Annotated in this window: 16 protein-coding genes; 4 read left to right on the forward strand and 12 right to left on the reverse strand. The window is 48.2% G+C overall.

The window, feature by feature from the left end:
• Nucleotides 1–126: 126 nt before the first annotated feature.
• Both speB and speE read right to left on the reverse strand, forming a co-directional pair.
• Entirely contained in the window at nt 127–999 is an 873-nt protein-coding gene (gene speB, locus MHB72_RS20400) for an agmatinase (RefSeq protein WP_023857051.1), read from the reverse strand.
• A 54-nt stretch (nt 1,000–1,053) separates the two neighbouring features.
• Entirely contained in the window at nt 1,054–1,884 is an 831-nt protein-coding gene (speE, locus tag MHB72_RS20405; protein ID WP_035337912.1) for a spermidine synthase, read from the reverse strand.
• A gap of 368 nt (nt 1,885–2,252) precedes the next feature.
• Here speE and MHB72_RS20410 point away from each other — a divergent pair, with 368 nt between their 5' ends.
• Entirely contained in the window at nt 2,253–4,325 is a 2,073-nt protein-coding gene (locus tag MHB72_RS20410; protein WP_216919314.1) for a transglycosylase domain-containing protein, read from the forward strand.
• A 61-nt stretch (nt 4,326–4,386) separates the two neighbouring features.
• On the opposite strand, the gene MHB72_RS20415 is transcribed toward MHB72_RS20410, so the two are convergent.
• Together MHB72_RS20415 and MHB72_RS20420 are read right to left on the reverse strand one after the other, a co-directional pair.
• Complete coding sequence (locus MHB72_RS20415; protein ID WP_020453305.1) at nt 4,387–4,902, reverse strand: YwhD family protein; 516 nt, start codon at nt 4,900–4,902, stop codon at nt 4,387–4,389.
• Between the two features lie 12 nt (nt 4,903–4,914).
• Entirely contained in the window at nt 4,915–5,598 is a 684-nt protein-coding gene (locus MHB72_RS20420; RefSeq protein ID WP_035400430.1) for a site-2 protease family protein, read from the reverse strand.
• 86 nt (nt 5,599–5,684) lie between these two features.
• On the opposite strand from MHB72_RS20420, the gene MHB72_RS20425 reads away from it, so the two are divergent.
• Nucleotides 5,685–5,870, forward strand: a complete 186-nt coding sequence (locus tag MHB72_RS20425) for a 2-hydroxymuconate tautomerase (RefSeq protein WP_025810627.1) — start codon at nt 5,685–5,687, stop codon at nt 5,868–5,870.
• 42 nt (nt 5,871–5,912) lie between these two features.
• Here the strand turns inward: MHB72_RS20425 and MHB72_RS20430 are convergent, their stop codons facing one another.
• The 4 genes from MHB72_RS20430 to MHB72_RS20445 all read right to left on the reverse strand — a co-directional run bounded on the left by MHB72_RS20430 (nt 5,913) and on the right by MHB72_RS20445 (nt 9,199).
• Nucleotides 5,913–6,719 (reverse strand): zinc-dependent metalloprotease, encoded by an 807-nt coding sequence (locus tag MHB72_RS20430; RefSeq protein ID WP_216919313.1) that lies wholly within the window; start codon nt 6,717–6,719, stop codon nt 5,913–5,915.
• 184 nt (nt 6,720–6,903) lie between these two features.
• Nucleotides 6,904–7,407 (reverse strand): YwgA family protein, encoded by a 504-nt coding sequence (locus tag MHB72_RS20435; RefSeq protein ID WP_023857045.1) that lies wholly within the window; start codon nt 7,405–7,407, stop codon nt 6,904–6,906.
• A 30-nt stretch (nt 7,408–7,437) separates the two neighbouring features.
• Nucleotides 7,438–8,736, reverse strand: a complete 1,299-nt coding sequence (locus MHB72_RS20440) for an HD domain-containing protein (RefSeq protein WP_023857044.1) — start codon at nt 8,734–8,736, stop codon at nt 7,438–7,440.
• Nucleotides 8,737–8,974: 238 nt separating this feature from the next.
• Nucleotides 8,975–9,199, reverse strand: a complete 225-nt coding sequence (locus MHB72_RS20445) for a DUF1450 domain-containing protein (protein WP_003186096.1) — start codon at nt 9,197–9,199, stop codon at nt 8,975–8,977.
• A 219-nt stretch (nt 9,200–9,418) separates the two neighbouring features.
• On the opposite strand from MHB72_RS20445, the gene MHB72_RS20450 reads away from it, so the two are divergent.
• Nucleotides 9,419–10,207 carry an RsfA family transcriptional regulator gene (locus MHB72_RS20450; RefSeq protein ID WP_023857043.1) on the forward strand — a complete coding sequence of 263 codons (789 nt, stop codon included), beginning with the start codon at nt 9,419–9,421 and terminating at the stop codon, nt 10,205–10,207.
• Between the two features lie 167 nt (nt 10,208–10,374).
• Nucleotides 10,375–10,704 (forward strand): YjdJ family protein, encoded by a 330-nt coding sequence (locus MHB72_RS20455; RefSeq protein ID WP_023857042.1) that lies wholly within the window; start codon nt 10,375–10,377, stop codon nt 10,702–10,704.
• Between the two features lie 168 nt (nt 10,705–10,872).
• Here MHB72_RS20455 and MHB72_RS20460 read toward each other — a convergent pair whose 3' ends face one another.
• From MHB72_RS20460 to MHB72_RS20475, 4 genes are all read right to left on the reverse strand, one after another.
• Nucleotides 10,873–11,718 (reverse strand): lipoate--protein ligase family protein, encoded by an 846-nt coding sequence (locus tag MHB72_RS20460; RefSeq protein ID WP_026580256.1) that lies wholly within the window; start codon nt 11,716–11,718, stop codon nt 10,873–10,875.
• 103 nt (nt 11,719–11,821) lie between these two features.
• Nucleotides 11,822–13,027 carry a 4-hydroxybenzoate 3-monooxygenase gene (locus MHB72_RS20465; protein ID WP_216919312.1) on the reverse strand — a complete coding sequence of 402 codons (1,206 nt, stop codon included), beginning with the start codon at nt 13,025–13,027 and terminating at the stop codon, nt 11,822–11,824.
• Between the two features lie 15 nt (nt 13,028–13,042).
• A complete protein-coding gene (locus tag MHB72_RS20470; protein WP_216919311.1) occupies nt 13,043–14,419 on the reverse strand; it encodes an MFS transporter in 1,377 nt (458 codons plus the stop codon).
• A 38-nt stretch (nt 14,420–14,457) separates the two neighbouring features.
• Entirely contained in the window at nt 14,458–15,309 is an 852-nt protein-coding gene (locus tag MHB72_RS20475; RefSeq protein ID WP_023857038.1) for a DODA-type extradiol aromatic ring-opening family dioxygenase, read from the reverse strand.
• Nucleotides 15,310–15,325 lie beyond the last annotated feature (16 nt).

Raw genomic sequence — 15,325 nt, forward strand, 5'->3', positions numbered from 1 at the left:
ACTTGATTAGTATAATCATTCGGGAAAAAAAGTTCAACCGCTGCTCCTTTATACCATCTTAACAGAACGGACGGGAAGATAAACCATTTTCTAAGAAAAAAGCCGTCCCGAAAAAGGACAGCCTGTTTATTTCACCCAGCCGAGCAGCATTTCGCGAATCAGCTTACTTGCCGTATTTGCGGTTTGTTCCGAATGGTCGTAGACCGGAGCGACCTCAACCAGGTCTCCTCCAACGACGTTGACGTCTGAGCGGGCGATTTCGTGAATCGAAGCGAGCAGCTCTTTTGATGTGATGCCTCCGGCGTCAACCGTACCGGTTCCCGGCGCATGAGCGGGATCTAAGACATCGATGTCAATCGTTACATAAACCGGACGCCCTGCGAGTTTCGGCAGGACGGATTTAAGCGGCTCAAGCACTTCAAATTTGGAAATGTGCATACCGTTTTCGTTTGCCCATTCAAACTCCTCTTTCATACCGGAGCGGATGCCGAATGAATAGACATTGCCGGGACCGATCAGTTCCGCTGCTTTGCGGATCGGCGTCGAATGCGAGAGCGGCTCTCCTTCATAGTCGACGCGGAGATCTGTGTGCGCATCCATATGGATGATGGCAAGATCGGGATATTTTTTATACATCGCTTTAATAACCGGCCATGAAACGAGGTGCTCTCCTCCCATTCCGAGCGGGAATTTTCCTTTTTCTAAAATGCTGTCAACATATTCTTCAATCATGTCGAGGCTCTTCTGCGGGTTCCCGAAAGGCAGCGGGATGTCGCCGGCGTCAAAGAAATGAACCTCGTCAAGCTCCCTGTCCAAATAAGGGCTGTATTCTTCAAGCCCGATGGACACCTCGCGGATTCTCGCCGGACCGAAGCGCGATCCGGGACGGTAGCTGACCGTCCAATCCATCGGCATGCCGTAAAGGATGGCGTCCGCCTCTTCCCAATCGGGGCGGCTTGCGATAAACACCTTGCCGGAATATGCTTCATCAAATCTCATCTTCAAAAACCTCCCTGAAAAAAAGCGCAGAATACCATCCTGCGCCAAACTGTTTTATTTGATTAAATCGCTGACGAATTTCGGAAGGACGAATGCCGCTTTATGAATTTCTTTTGTATAGTATTTCGTCTCAATATCGAAGAAGCGACTGTCCTCCACTTCAAGAGGATCGTATTTTTTCGAACCGATCGTAAACGTCCACAATCCGCTTGGATATGTCGGAATGTTGGCCAAATACAGCTTTGTAATCGGAAAGATCTCTTTTACATCGCGCTGAACGTTAGTGATCAGTTCAGGTGTAAACCAAGGGTTGTCCGTCTGAGCAACAAAAATGCCGTCTTCCTTTAGCGCATTTGCTATGCCGGCGTAAAAGCCTTTTGTGAACAAGTTGACAGCCGGCCCTACAGGCTCGGTTGAATCGACCATGATGACATCGTACTCATTTTCAGATTCTGCAATGTGCATAAAGCCGTCATCGACCTTTACTTCGACGCGCGGATCGTCAAGTTTGCCTGCAATGGAAGGCAAAAATTTCTTAGAGTATTCGATCACCTTGCCGTCGATATCGACAAGCGTCGCTTTTTTGACGCTCTGATGCTTCAAAATTTCACGGATGACGCCGCCGTCTCCGCCGCCGACCACAAGTACATGCTCAGGGTTCGGATGCGTAAACAGGGGCACATGCGCCACCATTTCGTGGTAGACAAATTCATCTTTTTCAGATGTCATGACCATGCCGTCAAGAAACAGCATGTTGCCGAATTCTTCCGTCTCGGCCATTTCGAGCTTTTGAAAGTCCGTCTGCTCTGTATGTAAAGTCTTGTTGATTTTCATCGTAATGCCGAAGTTTTTCGTTTGCTTCTCTGTGTACCAAAGTCCGCTCAAAGCGTCATCTTCCTTTCGTGATAAGCTGTATTTCCATCTATTTTTCTCGCCTGCGGCGACGATTATTCTGCACTGAAGCATCGGCTTTTGCCTAAGGAAAAAGTATAGAGGAATTGCAGGTGATTGTAAAGACGGATCGATTCATTTTCAGGAGTCATTCCATTCCCGACGGCCGTTTTGGGCTGAGCTTGCCACAGATGTACATAAGCTTATTCTGCAGCGGCGACTGCCAAAACTGAGGATTCCTCCGGTTGCTCTGTTAATCGCCTCCTAGAGGGTCTGCGGTTTTTTCCTTCCCGCTTGTTTAAACCCTCCTCTTTTTCCTCATAATGATAAGAACATTTATTTATCCGGGAGGAGATTTGAACATGGACATGATGACGGACAAGCGGGTCCGTTTAACTATCAAGACGATACGCGCATTTTTGTTCATGGGAGCATTGATGCTGATCTTCCTTTCAATCGTTGTCATGACGGTGGTCCTGGCAGCCAAATGGCAAGGCGCTCCTTCGATTCAGGTGCCGAGGTCTACCGTGTTGTATGACGGAAGCGGAAAGCAGATGGGAGAGACGCATTACGGGCAAAAGCGGTACTGGGTTTCGCTGAAAAGCATCAATCCCGCCGTCATCGATGCCACACTTGCCGTTGAAGACCGGAACTTCTTCCGGCACCACGGCTTCGACTATATGAGGATGGGCGGCGCCCTCATCGCCGATCTAAAGGCGATGTCCAAAGTTCAGGGAGCCAGCACCATTACACAGCAATATGCGAGAAACCTCTACCTCGGCCACGATAAAACATGGAAAAGAAAGTGGAATGAAGCTTTTTATACGATACGGCTCGAACAAAACTACACAAAGAAAGATATTTTGGAAGGCTATTTAAATACGATTTATTACGGGCATGGAGCCTACGGAATCGAAGCTGCTTCCCGGATGTATTTTGGCAAACGGGCCAAGGATATCAATGCGGCAGAAGCTGCGATGCTTGCCGGCATTCCAAAGGGCCCTTCCGTTTATTCGCCTTTTGTTAATGAAAAAAAGGCGAAAGAACGCCAGGAAATGATCCTGACAATGATGGAGAAAGAAAACAAGCTGACGAAAAAGCAGGCGGCAGAACTGAAAAAACTGCCGCTCCGCTTTGAAAAACAGGATAAGCAAACAACCGCTAAAACAGCTCCGTACTTTTATGACGAAGCGGTTAAAGAAATCGCGCGCTTGCTGCATTTGACACCGGAGCAAGCAGAAACCGGCGGCTACAACGTATTCACCACGCTCAACCCGCGTCTCCAAAAAATTGCCGAGGACACGATCGAACGCACGATTGATTCGTCATCTGACATTCAGGCAGGGTTTACAGCGATCAATCCGTCCGACGGCAGCGTTCTTGCGCTTGTCGGAGGACGCGACTACGAAAAAAGCCCGTTTAACCGCGTAACCCAGGCTATGCGGCAGCCCGGCTCCACCATGAAGCCTTTCCTTTATTATTCGGCTGTTCAAAACGGTTTTACGCCGGCCACCCGGATGAGGAGCGCGGAAACGACATTTGAGCTCGGGCAAGGCAGCGCTTATTCGCCGAGCAACTATCACGGCTATTACGCAGACGGCCCGATCACTCTTCTTCAGGCCCTGGCTTTGTCCGATAACATTTACGCCGTGAAAACGCACCTTTTCCTCGGCATGGACAAACTGATTGATGCTGCAAAACAATTCGGCATCACGAGCCCGCTGCAAAAAGTGCCGTCGCTTGCGCTCGGAACATCCCCCGTGAAGCCGCTTGAAATGGTAAACGGATACGCCATGTTTGCCAATGGCGGAAAAAAAATCGAACCTTCCTTTATTACGAAAATTACCGATTCAAACGGGGAGGTTCTTTACGAAAAACCGAAGCGAAGCAAACAAATCCTTGACCCAAGAGCGGCTTTTATCACGGCCAACATGATGAGCGGAATGTTCGACAAATCACTCAACGGCTATACATCTGTTACCGGGCGGACGATCGCAGATCAGCTGACGCGCCCATACGCCGGAAAATCGGGAACGACCAGCACCGACAGCTGGATGATCGGCTTTTATCCCGGCCTTGCTTCAGGCGTGTGGACGGGATATGACAAAGAGCGGACAATCGATGCCGTCGCAGAGAAAAACTATGCCAAACAAATTTGGGCCAAATTTATGGAAAAAGCGCTTGAAAACGCGCCCGCCGCAGCTTTAAAGCCGCCTGAAGGCGTGAAAGGGATGTATATTGACCCTGCTACAGGCTATGCGGCGGCGCCCAGCTGTCCGTCCAAATATTTCGCTTATTTTATCGAAGGTACTGAACCCGAGCAGGTTTGCTACGGAAAAGAAATCTATAAGGATCAAAAAGCCGGGCGCGAAAAACCCGCCGCTCCCCACAAGCGGAAAAAGTGGTGGGAAAAATGGTTTAAAAAAGAAGAATAAACTTTTTTGGGCGGGATAGACGAACCCCCCGGACTTCACGGCGGTCCGGGGGGTTTTTTTCCTATTGCTGAAGCAATCCCTTTTTCAGCTCGTCTGATGAACGGTCCCAAAGCCCTTGATCATGATTTTTCAGAAAATCGGCCAGAACGCGCTTGGAACTTTCATCCATGTGCTCGACGATAATCTTCCGCTTCATCGACTTATCCATTAAATTCACGTGCTCCGGAAGCGATTTGTAGCCGCGGCGGATGCTTCTGTCCACCGTCATTTCGCAAGCCGTCACCCCCGCATAATAAGGGCCTTCTTCCCTGCGGTCGATCGTAACCCACACAAGCCAGTAAGGTTTTCCGTTCGGCACCTCTTCCTTGTTCGGCAAAAATTTGATTCCTTTTTCAACCGTGCTGCGGGCGTGCATGGCGCCGATATCAACAAACGCTTCTTTCTCTTCGACATCGACAAAGACAGGCGAGATGTTGTCAAGGCTTAAAGCCCCTGCACCAAATCCCCCGTGTCCGTCCGTCGGATCGCTTTTAATAATATTGAATCCGATTGTTTTTTTCTTTTTTCCTTGTTCCATCAAAAATACCTCCTACATCAGCGGCCGGAAAACGCTGTTAAATATCGAGATGATATATTCCCGCCCTTCATTCAAAAACGGCCAGAATACATATTGGCCAAGCGGCGTAATGACGATGATCAGAAACACGATCGAGCCGTACGCTTCATATTTCGACAGCTTCGCCCGCACATCGGGGGCGACCACATCCTGTATAACCCGAAAACCGTCAAGGGGCGGGAACGGCATTAAATTAAACAGAAATAAAAGCAGGTTGAGATTCACCCAAATCGTAAAAAATTGAAGCAAGCCGCTGTAAAAACCGGAAGGCAGCGTCCCGGACAGCTTCACGGACAAAAGCAGCAATATAAAACCGATGAAAGCAAGGATCAGGTTGCTGATCGGTCCTGCGATTGACACGAGAAATCCGGCCAGCCTCGGATTTTTAAAATAAAAGCGGTTAACGGGCACCGGCTTTGCCCATCCGAATCCCAAAATAAAGATCAAAATCGTTCCAAACGGATCAAGATGCTTGAGCGGGTTGAGCGTCAGCCTGCCCTGCCGTTTGGCCGTCTCATCACCGAATTTGTATGCCACATATGCATGGGCGACCTCATGCACAGTGAATGCGGCAGCAAGTGTCAAAACAACATACGGAATCATTTCCAGCGGATAAATAAGAAAACGGTCTAAAATGTGGCTTTCCCTCTTTCTCATATACAAAGATTTACTATCTCCAGTATACTATAAGAGCAGCTGATGCTAAAGTAAGCAGCCATTTTTTAAAAGGAGGAGGAGAACATATGCCGTACGTAACGGTTCAAATGCTGGAAGGCCGCACAGATGATCAAAAAAGAAATCTGGTGAAAAAAGTGACCGAAGCCGTCTCCGAAACAACAGGCGCACCTGCAGAAAAAATCGCGGTCATCATTGAGGAATTGAAAAAGGAAAACTACGGTGTCGCCGGCAAACGAATGAGCGATATGTAATAAAAACGGCGTCTGCCGCTTACATGCGGGACGCCGTTTTTATTATTTATACCAAGCTTTATTTCTTGTGATCTGGCTATTGTGAGCCGAATCCCATACATCGACCGTGTAGGCGTAGTCGTAGTTCATAATGCAGCGGATTCCGCTTCCTTGCGCATCGTGGTTCAAGCCGAAGTTATGGGAAAATTCGTGGGTCGCCGCTTTTGCCGTGTTGGCCGTTCCCTGGTCGAGGTTTACGCTGAAGGCGCTGCCGTTCGGCTTGCTGTTGTATACGTATGCGATGCCGCCGGCGTCAAAATTGCTGTTCGCCGTAAATCCGACGACAAATTTATAGCTGCGTCCGCTGAAATTGCTCTGAAGGTTTGATAGAATTTGAGAGCTGTTGCTGCCTGAAGAAGTCCAAGGCGCCACGGCTTCGACGACAAAATCAATATCGTGGTCCCTGTTGAACATGACATCCGCCTGCTCAATAATTTGGACGATTCTCGTCTGCCAATCGCTGTATTTCGCGCGATACTGAGCGTCAGCCACGGCCAGGACGCTCACTTTCTGACTGCCCGTGCCTGCCTGGGTTGAAAATGTCCCTTTGCTCGTATTCTTTTTAAACGTTTTTGTCCCCGTCACATTTCCTTTCTCATCCAATATTTTCGTATTGACCGTTCTTTCTATTTGAACTTTTCCTTTCAAGTCTTTAAAGTCTTTCGCTTTAGGCAAAGAATCGATATGAGTGCCTTTTACTTCATGGCCGTGGTCATGATCGTGCCCGTCAACCTTGGCGGCGCCTGCCGTCAAACCGGGGATGAGACTGACGGAAAGTAATAGAGATAAGAATATAGAACGCTTTTTCACTGCTAATTCCCTCCTTTTTTTGAACGAATGAAAGATTCTGCTAGTTATCTAAAAATTCCTTCAATTCATCCAAAAAGAGGAAATATTACACGCGTTCTGTTTACTGCTCCTTTCTATTTCCCCACAAAAATTCCAAAATGTTTACAATAAAACAAAACAAAAAACCTACCGTTTTCCGGCAGGCTTATGAACAAAGGTCTCTGAGTTTTTTTATGTAAGCGACGGCTTCATCGAATTCTTCGTCCGTATACCGCTGCTTGCTTTTTACGGTAAACACTTTTTCTCTGATCTCTTCCTGCTCCAGTCCTTCAAAATACAGAATCGTCGACACCAGTTCCAAAAAACGCGATGACTGGCCGTTCACGTCGTCTATATAGGCTTTAATATCCCGCATATCCAGCTCACACTGGCTCAAAAACTGCGTTCCCGCTTCAGTGGGCGAATAGCGGTATTGATAATAGCCGCCTTTTTTTTCTTTGACTTCATGAAGAAATCCGAGATTGCAAAGTTCTTCGACTTGAAGCGTCAGCTCCTCTGAATAGGGCCCGTAAAAATGAAAATCATACTTTTCATAAAAGGGAAGCTCCAATTTCTTTGCGATATAAATGATTTTCTGCAGCTTTTTCCGCCCGACAATCTCCCCCGAATCCGAGAAGACCTTCATCAGCTTTGCATGTTCTTTTAACAAATCTCCGCCATCTCCTTCATCCTTTTCTTTCTATATCAGTCCGAGCAATTCTTTCATTCTTTTCGCATGACGGCCGTCAGGCAATCCTTCGATTAAATCGAGCGGGAAATACAGCTTATGGTCCGTTCTCCGCTTGCCTGATATCGCATCGACAATATCGGACTGCCGCGACAGCTCCTTAATCTGGCCGTTGTGCGTCAGCAATTGAATCGGGAGGCGCTCCTCTTCTTCCCCCGGTCTGTAGAAATCATAAGGAAGGTCTGAGGACGAATCCACCACAAGGTAATAATCGGGATCAATCCCTGATTCTTTAAACAAGGCGGTCAGTTCAAAGTAAGTCGCCATTTCCTCATTCGGATTGAATTCCGCATACTGGAACAGCCTGCGGTTGATAAACCGGCGGCATAAATCAGACAAAACCTCATCCTCTTCTTTTTCCCAGGCCTGAAAATAATAAAGAATGATTGCTTCATCAAGACTCAAATAATCTTCCAATGTGACATTGCCTTCAAAAATAGAATAAAAATGCACGGGCGCATACGTGAAAACATAGCCTTCCTCATGAAGCTGCTTTGCACGGTGAAGAATCTTCGTCAAAATCACTTCCGCGCTTCTTGTCACAGGATGGAAATAGACCTGCCAGTACATCTGGTACCGGCTCATAATATAATCCTCAACGGCATGCATTCCGCTTTGCTTAATCACGATTTGGTCTTCGCGCGGCCGCATCACGCGGAGGATCCGCTCCATATCGAAATGGCCGTAGCTGACGCCGGTATAATAGGCGTCTCTCTGAAGATAGTCCATGCGGTCAGCGTCAATCTGGCTTGAGATCAGGCTGACGACCTGCTTGTTCTGATAGGTTTTCGCGATGACCTCAGCGACATCCTTTGCAAACGTCGGGCTCACCTTGTTTAACACCTGGTTAACTTCTGTATCGCCTAAAATGATCGCTCTCGTAAAATCTTCATGATCAAGCCGGAAGACCTTTTCAAACGAATGGGAAAACGGGCCGTGCCCCAAATCGTGCAGCAATGCGGCGCAAAGGCACAGATCACGCTCGCTGTCATCCCATTCCTCCCTGCCTTTAAAAACGTCATCAACCATTCTTCTGACAATTTCATAGACGCCGAGAGAATGGTTGAAACGGCTGTGTTCGGCTCCGTGAAACGTCAAATAGGTCGTTCCAAGCTGTTTGATTCTGCGCAGTCTCTGAAATTCACGGGTTCCGATCAAGTCCCATATCAGCTTGTCCCGTACATGGACATAGCGGTGAACAGGGTCTTTAAACACTTTTTCTTCTGATAATTTTCCGTTTGGATACGCCATTTTTGTCCCTCTTTTTTTCAAACGTGAGGCAAACTGATCGCTGCCCATCCGTCTCTTTTTCTTCGGAGAACTAAATGTATATTGTAAGTATTGCCCGATCTGCTTGTTTTCTTTTAGGTCTGTTTCTATTATATCGAGTCTGCTTTTTGAAAACATCCTTGAATTTACCCGGCTATTTGTTCCAGACTGCAAAAAAGCCGGCAAACAAGCAAAAACGCCTGACCCGTTAGGGAGGCGGTTATTTTTTGAGTTTCTTTTTCACTTTTTCGATCAGCTCGTCTTCATCAGGAGCTGACAGCGGACGATTATTGACAAACGCGAACGATTTTTTTCGTCCCGGCCCGCAGTAAGACTGGCAGCCGATTTCCACTTTTGCATCCGGATCGATTTCTTTCAGACGGGGCAAAAGCGTCTTTAAATTAGTGGCCTGACAATCGTCGCATACTCGAAATTCATTAGCCATTTCATACGCTTCCTTTCGTTTTGTTCATCTGTCTTTATGAAAGGCATTCAACCGTGCCGAACTTTGATAAAAAATGACACCATCCTTCATTTTACAAGGATTCTTTCATTCCTGCAAGGATCGCGCTAAAAAAATCAGTTCCTATTCTTTTAGCAAACTTGTATAAATATTTTCCAAAATGGACAATCTAATACCAATACTGACAATGGGAGTTGAGAAGTGATGAAACAAAGACAAGACGCTTGGTCTGAAGAGAATGATTTACTGCTTGCTGAAACGGTATTGCGGCATGTCAGAGAAGGCAGCACACAGCTGAACGCCTTCGAGGAAGTCGGAGACAGACTGAACAGGACATCAGCCGCCTGCGGTTTTAGATGGAATGCGGTTGTCCGCCACCAATACGAAAAAGCATTGCAGCTGGCTAAAAAACAAAGGAAGCAAAGAATGCGCGCCCTTGGAAACGGCCAGCCGGCGAAAAAACGCTTATTATACAAGCCGCCTGTCGAAACAGAGGCTGAACCGCCTGCAGAAAGCGTCATTGAGCAGCAGAAAGCAACCGCCGATTCAAGCGAACAGCAGCCGATCGCCAGCGAGCATCTGCCTTATGTTGATGAGAGCTTTAAAGAAGAGTTAGCTAGTTTATCGCACCTTCTATCGCCAAACCAGCCGCAGGCAGGCCATTCAGCCGATTCATCGAAAGACATGACGATCGATGATGTGATCCGCTTCCTGCAAAACTACACAGGAAACGAAGCACAGACTGCCGCTTTAAAAATGGAAAATGACCGCTTAAAACAGGAAAATGAAGAGCTGACGAAAAAAGTTGAAAAGCTTGAAGCTGAAGTCAAAAAGCTGGAAAAAGACCAGTCGACCATCCAGGAAGACTACGAAACGCTCGTAAAAATTATGAACCGTGCAAGAAAACTAGTTTTATTCGAAGAAGACGAACACGCTGCGCCCGCCTTCAAAATGGACCGGAACGGCAATTTAGAAAAAATGGCTGAATAGCGCTTTCAGAGGGTGCGGCAAAGAGACAGAACTGAAAACGCATAAAAATTTGCCGATACGCTGATACCCCTTTCTTGAAAAAAGGGGGTATTTTTTACCTCTGCGGCTTGCTTTCATATGACAAAAATTTCATAATAGGGATAGCAATTTATAAGGCGGGGTATTCGATGAAGTTTGTTTTATATGCGGTTCAGTTAGGCACGGCAGCCCTTTTGTTTTTGTTTTCTGCATTGGCAAGCTGGTATCAAGGCAGCGAGCTTTTAAAGGTGCCGTGGGAGTGGAAATATACAGCCAAGTTTACAAAACTGCTCTATGGAGAGGACTCCATAAAATACGCACACGATATTTCCCAGCTTGATTTTTTCGTCTACGCGGCCAAGCATACGCCGGCAACCGTAATTTTAATGGCTGTCAGTTTGGCGTATATCATCGCTTTGGCGGCTTATCTTCTCATCAAAACATATGTAAAACGAAAAAGCGCTTTGAGCGCAGCATAAAAAAACCGCTTCGGAAGCGGTGAAGTGTGACAAAATCCTGAAACGTTCAACCGTTTTAGGATTTTGCCGTCTATGAAGCATTTTCTCAATCGCTAGAGGCAGCTGCGGTTTTTCGCCGCTTTAAGCATGCCTGGCAACGAATATAACGGGAGCGCAGAGGCTCTTCTTCTATCCAAAAACTTTTTCATTCCGCTCAATCATACGGACGAGGTTTTTTTCATAGGCTTCTTCTTCTGCGGGCGTGAGGGGGCCTTGATAAATCTCCCCGCCCAGCTCTTTCAGCTGTGTCAGAAGCAAGAGCATCAAGTCCTGCACCGAGATGTCTTCATTGAGAAGCTCAGAGAGCGAAGCCATCGTTTCCGGGCGAATATCGGGATAAACGGCTTTTGTTTTCCCGCGCATGTCTTTCAATGCGGTGTCGTAGAAACGTTTGATCAGCTCAGCGCGACCGCTTCCGCTTTGATCAGCGCATAAATAAATTTGAACAGCCACTCCGCCTCTCAGCCGCCTCTGGGAAATTCCCGCAAACTTCCTTCCCCCGATGCTCAAATCAAAGCTCCCCGGACAGTAAGAGCCTTTGATTTCATAGGCTTCGATTGCTGCGTCATAGGATGACAGCATTCGCTTAACGAGCTCAAACATCGCTTCATAGCCCCGGTCGATATCAATTCCGTTTTTCTTATCCTGAAAAATCAGCGAAACGTTTAAAACCCCGCTGTCCAAAACGACGGCCAGTCCGCCGGAATTGCGAACGATGACTTGATAGCCCGCTTCTTCAAGCAATGAAATCCCGTCTTGTAAATAAGGAAGCCTTGTATCCTGAATTCCGAGCACGATCGTGTCATGGTGCACCCAGGAACGCGCCGTCGCCGGAGACAAACCCTTTCCGACAGAAGCGCACAGCGTATCATCTATCGCAAATGATTGTTTTGCATCAAAATATGGGCCGAGGCTGGATTGGTCAATAATTCTCCATTTCGGCTGGATGAGTAGATCAATCGGTTGCTTTGCCATATATATTGTAAACCCTTTCGTTATGCATTTCAGCCAACATCCATTATACCATTTACGAAAACATGATGTGGGATTTTTCTTATCTCCGGCGCTTCTCCTTCATTCATGTGACGCTTAAAGACGGTTCTCCGAATTCGAGCGGCAGCCCGACGTAATTTTCGGCAAGACTTTGAGCGGCCGCTGTTGAGGTTGTGACATGGTCAAGCTCAGCCAATTGAATTTGGTAGTCAAATGGCGTGTAGCCGTGATGACAGTGCAGCAGGGATGTCATATACCAGGAAAAGCGCTCCGCTTTCCAGACGCGGCGGAGGCAAGCCTCAGAATAGCGGTCCAGCCGTTCGGTTTTGCCAGCTTCGTAATAGTCTTCGAGCGCCCACGCAAGCCGTTGGACATCCGCCATCGCAAGATTCAGGCCTTTCGCACCGGTCGGCGGTACAATATGCGCGGCATCCCCCGCTAAATACAGTCTGCCGTATTGCATCGGATCGCATATAAAGCTTCTCATCGAGACAATGTTCTTTTGAATCACAGGGCCTTCAGTCAGCTTCCATCCGTCATCGGCCGACAGCCTTAAATGAAGCTTCTCCCATATCCTTTCGTCCGGCCAGTTCCCGATTGAATCTGAAGGGCTGACTTGCAGGTAAAGCCGCTGGATTTCCGGAGTCCTCGTGCTGACGAGGGCAAACCCGTCCTCATGATGGGCATACACAAGTTCAGACGAGGACGGAGGGGCTTCAGCCAATATGCCGAGCCATCCGTATGGGTACACCTTTTCGTACTCTTTGCGGATCTCCCTCGGAATGCTTTGTCTGCTCGGCCCATGAAATCCGTCGCACCCCGCAATGAAATCGCAGGTCAGTTCTTCTGTATCGCCGTTTTCAGTCTGATAAGTGATGACGGGCGCTTCTGTATCAATATTTGACAGGCGGACGCCAGACACATTGAAAACGATGCGCCCTCCCGATTGCAGACGGACGTCGATTAAATCTTTGATCACTTCATGCTGGGGATAGATGGCAATGTACTTTCCTCCCGTCAGCTTGTGCATATCAATTCTGTGCCGCTTGCCGCCAAAGCGGATCTCAATCCCTTGATGAAACATGGCTGTTTTCATCATCCGTTCACCGGCGCCTGTTTCATTTAGCAAATCTACCGTCATCTGTTCAAGAACGCCTGCACGGACGGTTTCTTCAATCTCCTTTCGCGAGCGGGATTCGATCACGACCGCTTCGATTCCCCGGCGTTGGAGCAGGTTTGCGAGCATAAGCCCGGCAGGCCCCGCTCCGATAATTCCCACTTGTGTCCGCAAAATGGTTTCCTCCCTTTATCCATGTTTTGATGTGGCTTCTAACGTAAACTCGGCGCTTTCCGATTGAGAGACAAAATCAAATGAAGCATGCTTCTCTTGGACGAGCATGATGCCAAGCGCAGCAAAAACACTCGGGATCGCGAACACCATGAAAGCCTGCTTCGGCTCCATCCCGGCAGCAAGAATCAATGCAAACAGCGAAGGGGCAATGATCGCTCCGAGTCTGCCGACCCCGAGCGCCCAGCCGATTCCGGTCGCTCTGATTTCTTTCGGATAATATTCTGAAATATAAGGATTGGCGATATTTTGCGCTCCGACAGTGCATGCTCCGCCTAAAGCAATCAGCAAGTACAGAAGAACGGCGTTCATCGTCATTCCAAACGCTGCAAAACAAAAGGCCCCGATGACATACATCGCCGCAAGCACTTTTTTATGGCCGGCCTTATCTGCCAAATATCCGCCGAGTACCGCTCCTGCGGCTTGTCCGCTGCACAGCGCCAGATTAAATGACAAGCTTGACGACAGCCCGTAACCTGACTCCTGCATCATTTTCGGAAGCCATGTATTTAAGCCGTAGACCATGAGAAGGCAGCTGAAAACGGAAAGCCAGAATGCGAATGTGCTCGCTGCACGTTTTTGTTCGAACAGTTTTTTAACTGGAAAGCCCTTCTTTTCTTTCGCAATCACCGAAATTTGATAATTGTCGTCTTCCCTGTACCGTCCCGCCGGATGCACCTGATTGAGAATCTCAGCCAACGCTTTCGTCTTCTTCTTCAAAACGTAAAATGACAGAGATTCGGGGAACCGGCTGAAAAAGAACGGGAGCACAAAGAGCGGCACGGCTCCGATCAGATACAGCACTCTCCAGCTTGTCCCGGACACGGCGAACATGCCGACGAGAGACGCCAGCACACCGCCTGCGGAATAGCCGCAATACATGGCGGCTACGATCACCGCCCTGTTTTTTTTCGGCGAATATTCGGTCATCAGCGAAATCGCATTTGGCATCAACCCGCCCATTCCAAGAGCAGCAAGAAACCGCATGATCGTAAACAAAAGCGGAGAATCGATCAGCCCGGCCAATGCCGTAAACAGGCTGAACAGAAAAATACAGAAGCCTAACACCTTTTTGCGGCCGTATTGATCTGCGAGCGGTGAAAAAATAAGTGCGCCGAGCATCATACCGATCAATGTATAGCTGCCGATCGCTCCGGCTTGAATGGCGGTCAGGCTCCATTCCTCCATCAGCCACGGCAAGCTGACGCCGTACATCGCAATATCATAACCGTCAAAGGCGATGGCGAAAAAACACCATAGGAAAACAGTCAGATGCACTTTGTTGAATTTGCTGGCCGCCATGATTTCTGCTGGATGAACTGAACGATTTTTCATGTTTCCCTCCACGATTCTAATCGTATTATGAGAACAGCTTAACGTACGGTGTCTTTTTCATTGAAAGCGTGCGTGCGAGCTTTTTGCCCCGCAGGTTCGAATGCCATGACGACATTGGAGCTCCCGGAAGACTGGCCGTATCCGTAAAACGTGCTTTTACATCCGTCTTCAAGCACGCCCAAAAGCATTGCAATGTGACGGCCGCCAGCTTCAAGTCCGGCATTTTTAGCATATTGAGGCAGCATCTGCTGAGCAGATATAAGATCGTTGTCTGTTAAATAGGTTAAAAATTGAGCATCGAGGGCCTGTTCGGCCAAAGTCGGCATGCATTCGGGCCCTCTCACCAAATGGTGGCTGAGTGCCCCGCTGCTGATGAACACGATTTTCTTTCTGCTTTCCTTCAGTACTCTTCCGGCAATCCGGCCCCACAAATACGTTTCTTCCAGGTTCGCCGCCAATGTAACCGATAAATCGATGACCGGAATATCCCCTTTTGGAACGAGATAGCGCAGCGGAACAACTGTCCCGTAGTCCCAGCAGTAGGCGGGATCGTTGATAGGAATGACGGAAAGCCCCTCTTTTGCGCCGGCTTCGGCCAACTGCAGCGCCAATTCCGTGTCCCCGGGGTAAGAATACGGAACATCGGAAATTAAATTCGGGCACTCCAAAGCTGTTAAAACGCCTTGATGATCGGGAGCCGCATCGATCAGATGATCGAAGCTTGACGTCCAGTGACAGGAAATCAAGACAACGGCATCAGGCTGAATTCTTTCGATGATCCCGGAGAGCCGCTTCATCCCTTTGACCAGCTCTTTTTGAAAGTCAGGGGTTTTATCTTCAAAGCACATCCTCGGTGTATGCGGAACAAGCGCCGCCAATTCGATTGACATGTAGATTCCTCCCGTC

The organism is Bacillus sp. FSL K6-1284, assembly GCF_038002625.1.
Classification (GTDB): domain Bacteria; phylum Bacillota; class Bacilli; order Bacillales; family Bacillaceae; genus Bacillus; species Bacillus paralicheniformis.

Excerpts from the sequence above, each read along its gene's own strand:
- speB (WP_023857051.1), bottom strand. The coding sequence starts at position 999 with ATGAGATTTGATGAAGCATATTCCGGCAAGGTGTTTATCGCAAGCCGC.
- MHB72_RS20410 (WP_216919314.1), top strand. The coding sequence starts at position 2,253 with ATGGACATGATGACGGACAAGCGGGTCCGTTTAACTATCAAGACGATA.
- MHB72_RS20415 (WP_020453305.1), bottom strand. The coding sequence starts at position 4,902 with ATGGAACAAGGAAAAAAGAAAAAAACAATCGGATTCAATATTATTAAA.
- MHB72_RS20420 (WP_035400430.1), bottom strand. The coding sequence starts at position 5,598 with ATGAGAAAGAGGGAAAGCCACATTTTAGACCGTTTTCTTATTTATCCG.
- MHB72_RS20425 (WP_025810627.1), top strand. The coding sequence starts at position 5,685 with ATGCCGTACGTAACGGTTCAAATGCTGGAAGGCCGCACAGATGATCAA.
- MHB72_RS20440 (WP_023857044.1), bottom strand. The coding sequence starts at position 8,736 with ATGGCGTATCCAAACGGAAAATTATCAGAAGAAAAAGTGTTTAAAGAC.
- MHB72_RS20445 (WP_003186096.1), bottom strand. The coding sequence starts at position 9,199 with ATGGCTAATGAATTTCGAGTATGCGACGATTGTCAGGCCACTAATTTA.
- MHB72_RS20455 (WP_023857042.1), top strand. The coding sequence starts at position 10,375 with ATGAAGTTTGTTTTATATGCGGTTCAGTTAGGCACGGCAGCCCTTTTG.
- MHB72_RS20460 (WP_026580256.1), bottom strand. The coding sequence starts at position 11,718 with ATGGCAAAGCAACCGATTGATCTACTCATCCAGCCGAAATGGAGAATT.
- MHB72_RS20470 (WP_216919311.1), bottom strand. The coding sequence starts at position 14,419 with ATGAAAAATCGTTCAGTTCATCCAGCAGAAATCATGGCGGCCAGCAAA.
- MHB72_RS20475 (WP_023857038.1), bottom strand. The coding sequence starts at position 15,309 with ATGTCAATCGAATTGGCGGCGCTTGTTCCGCATACACCGAGGATGTGC.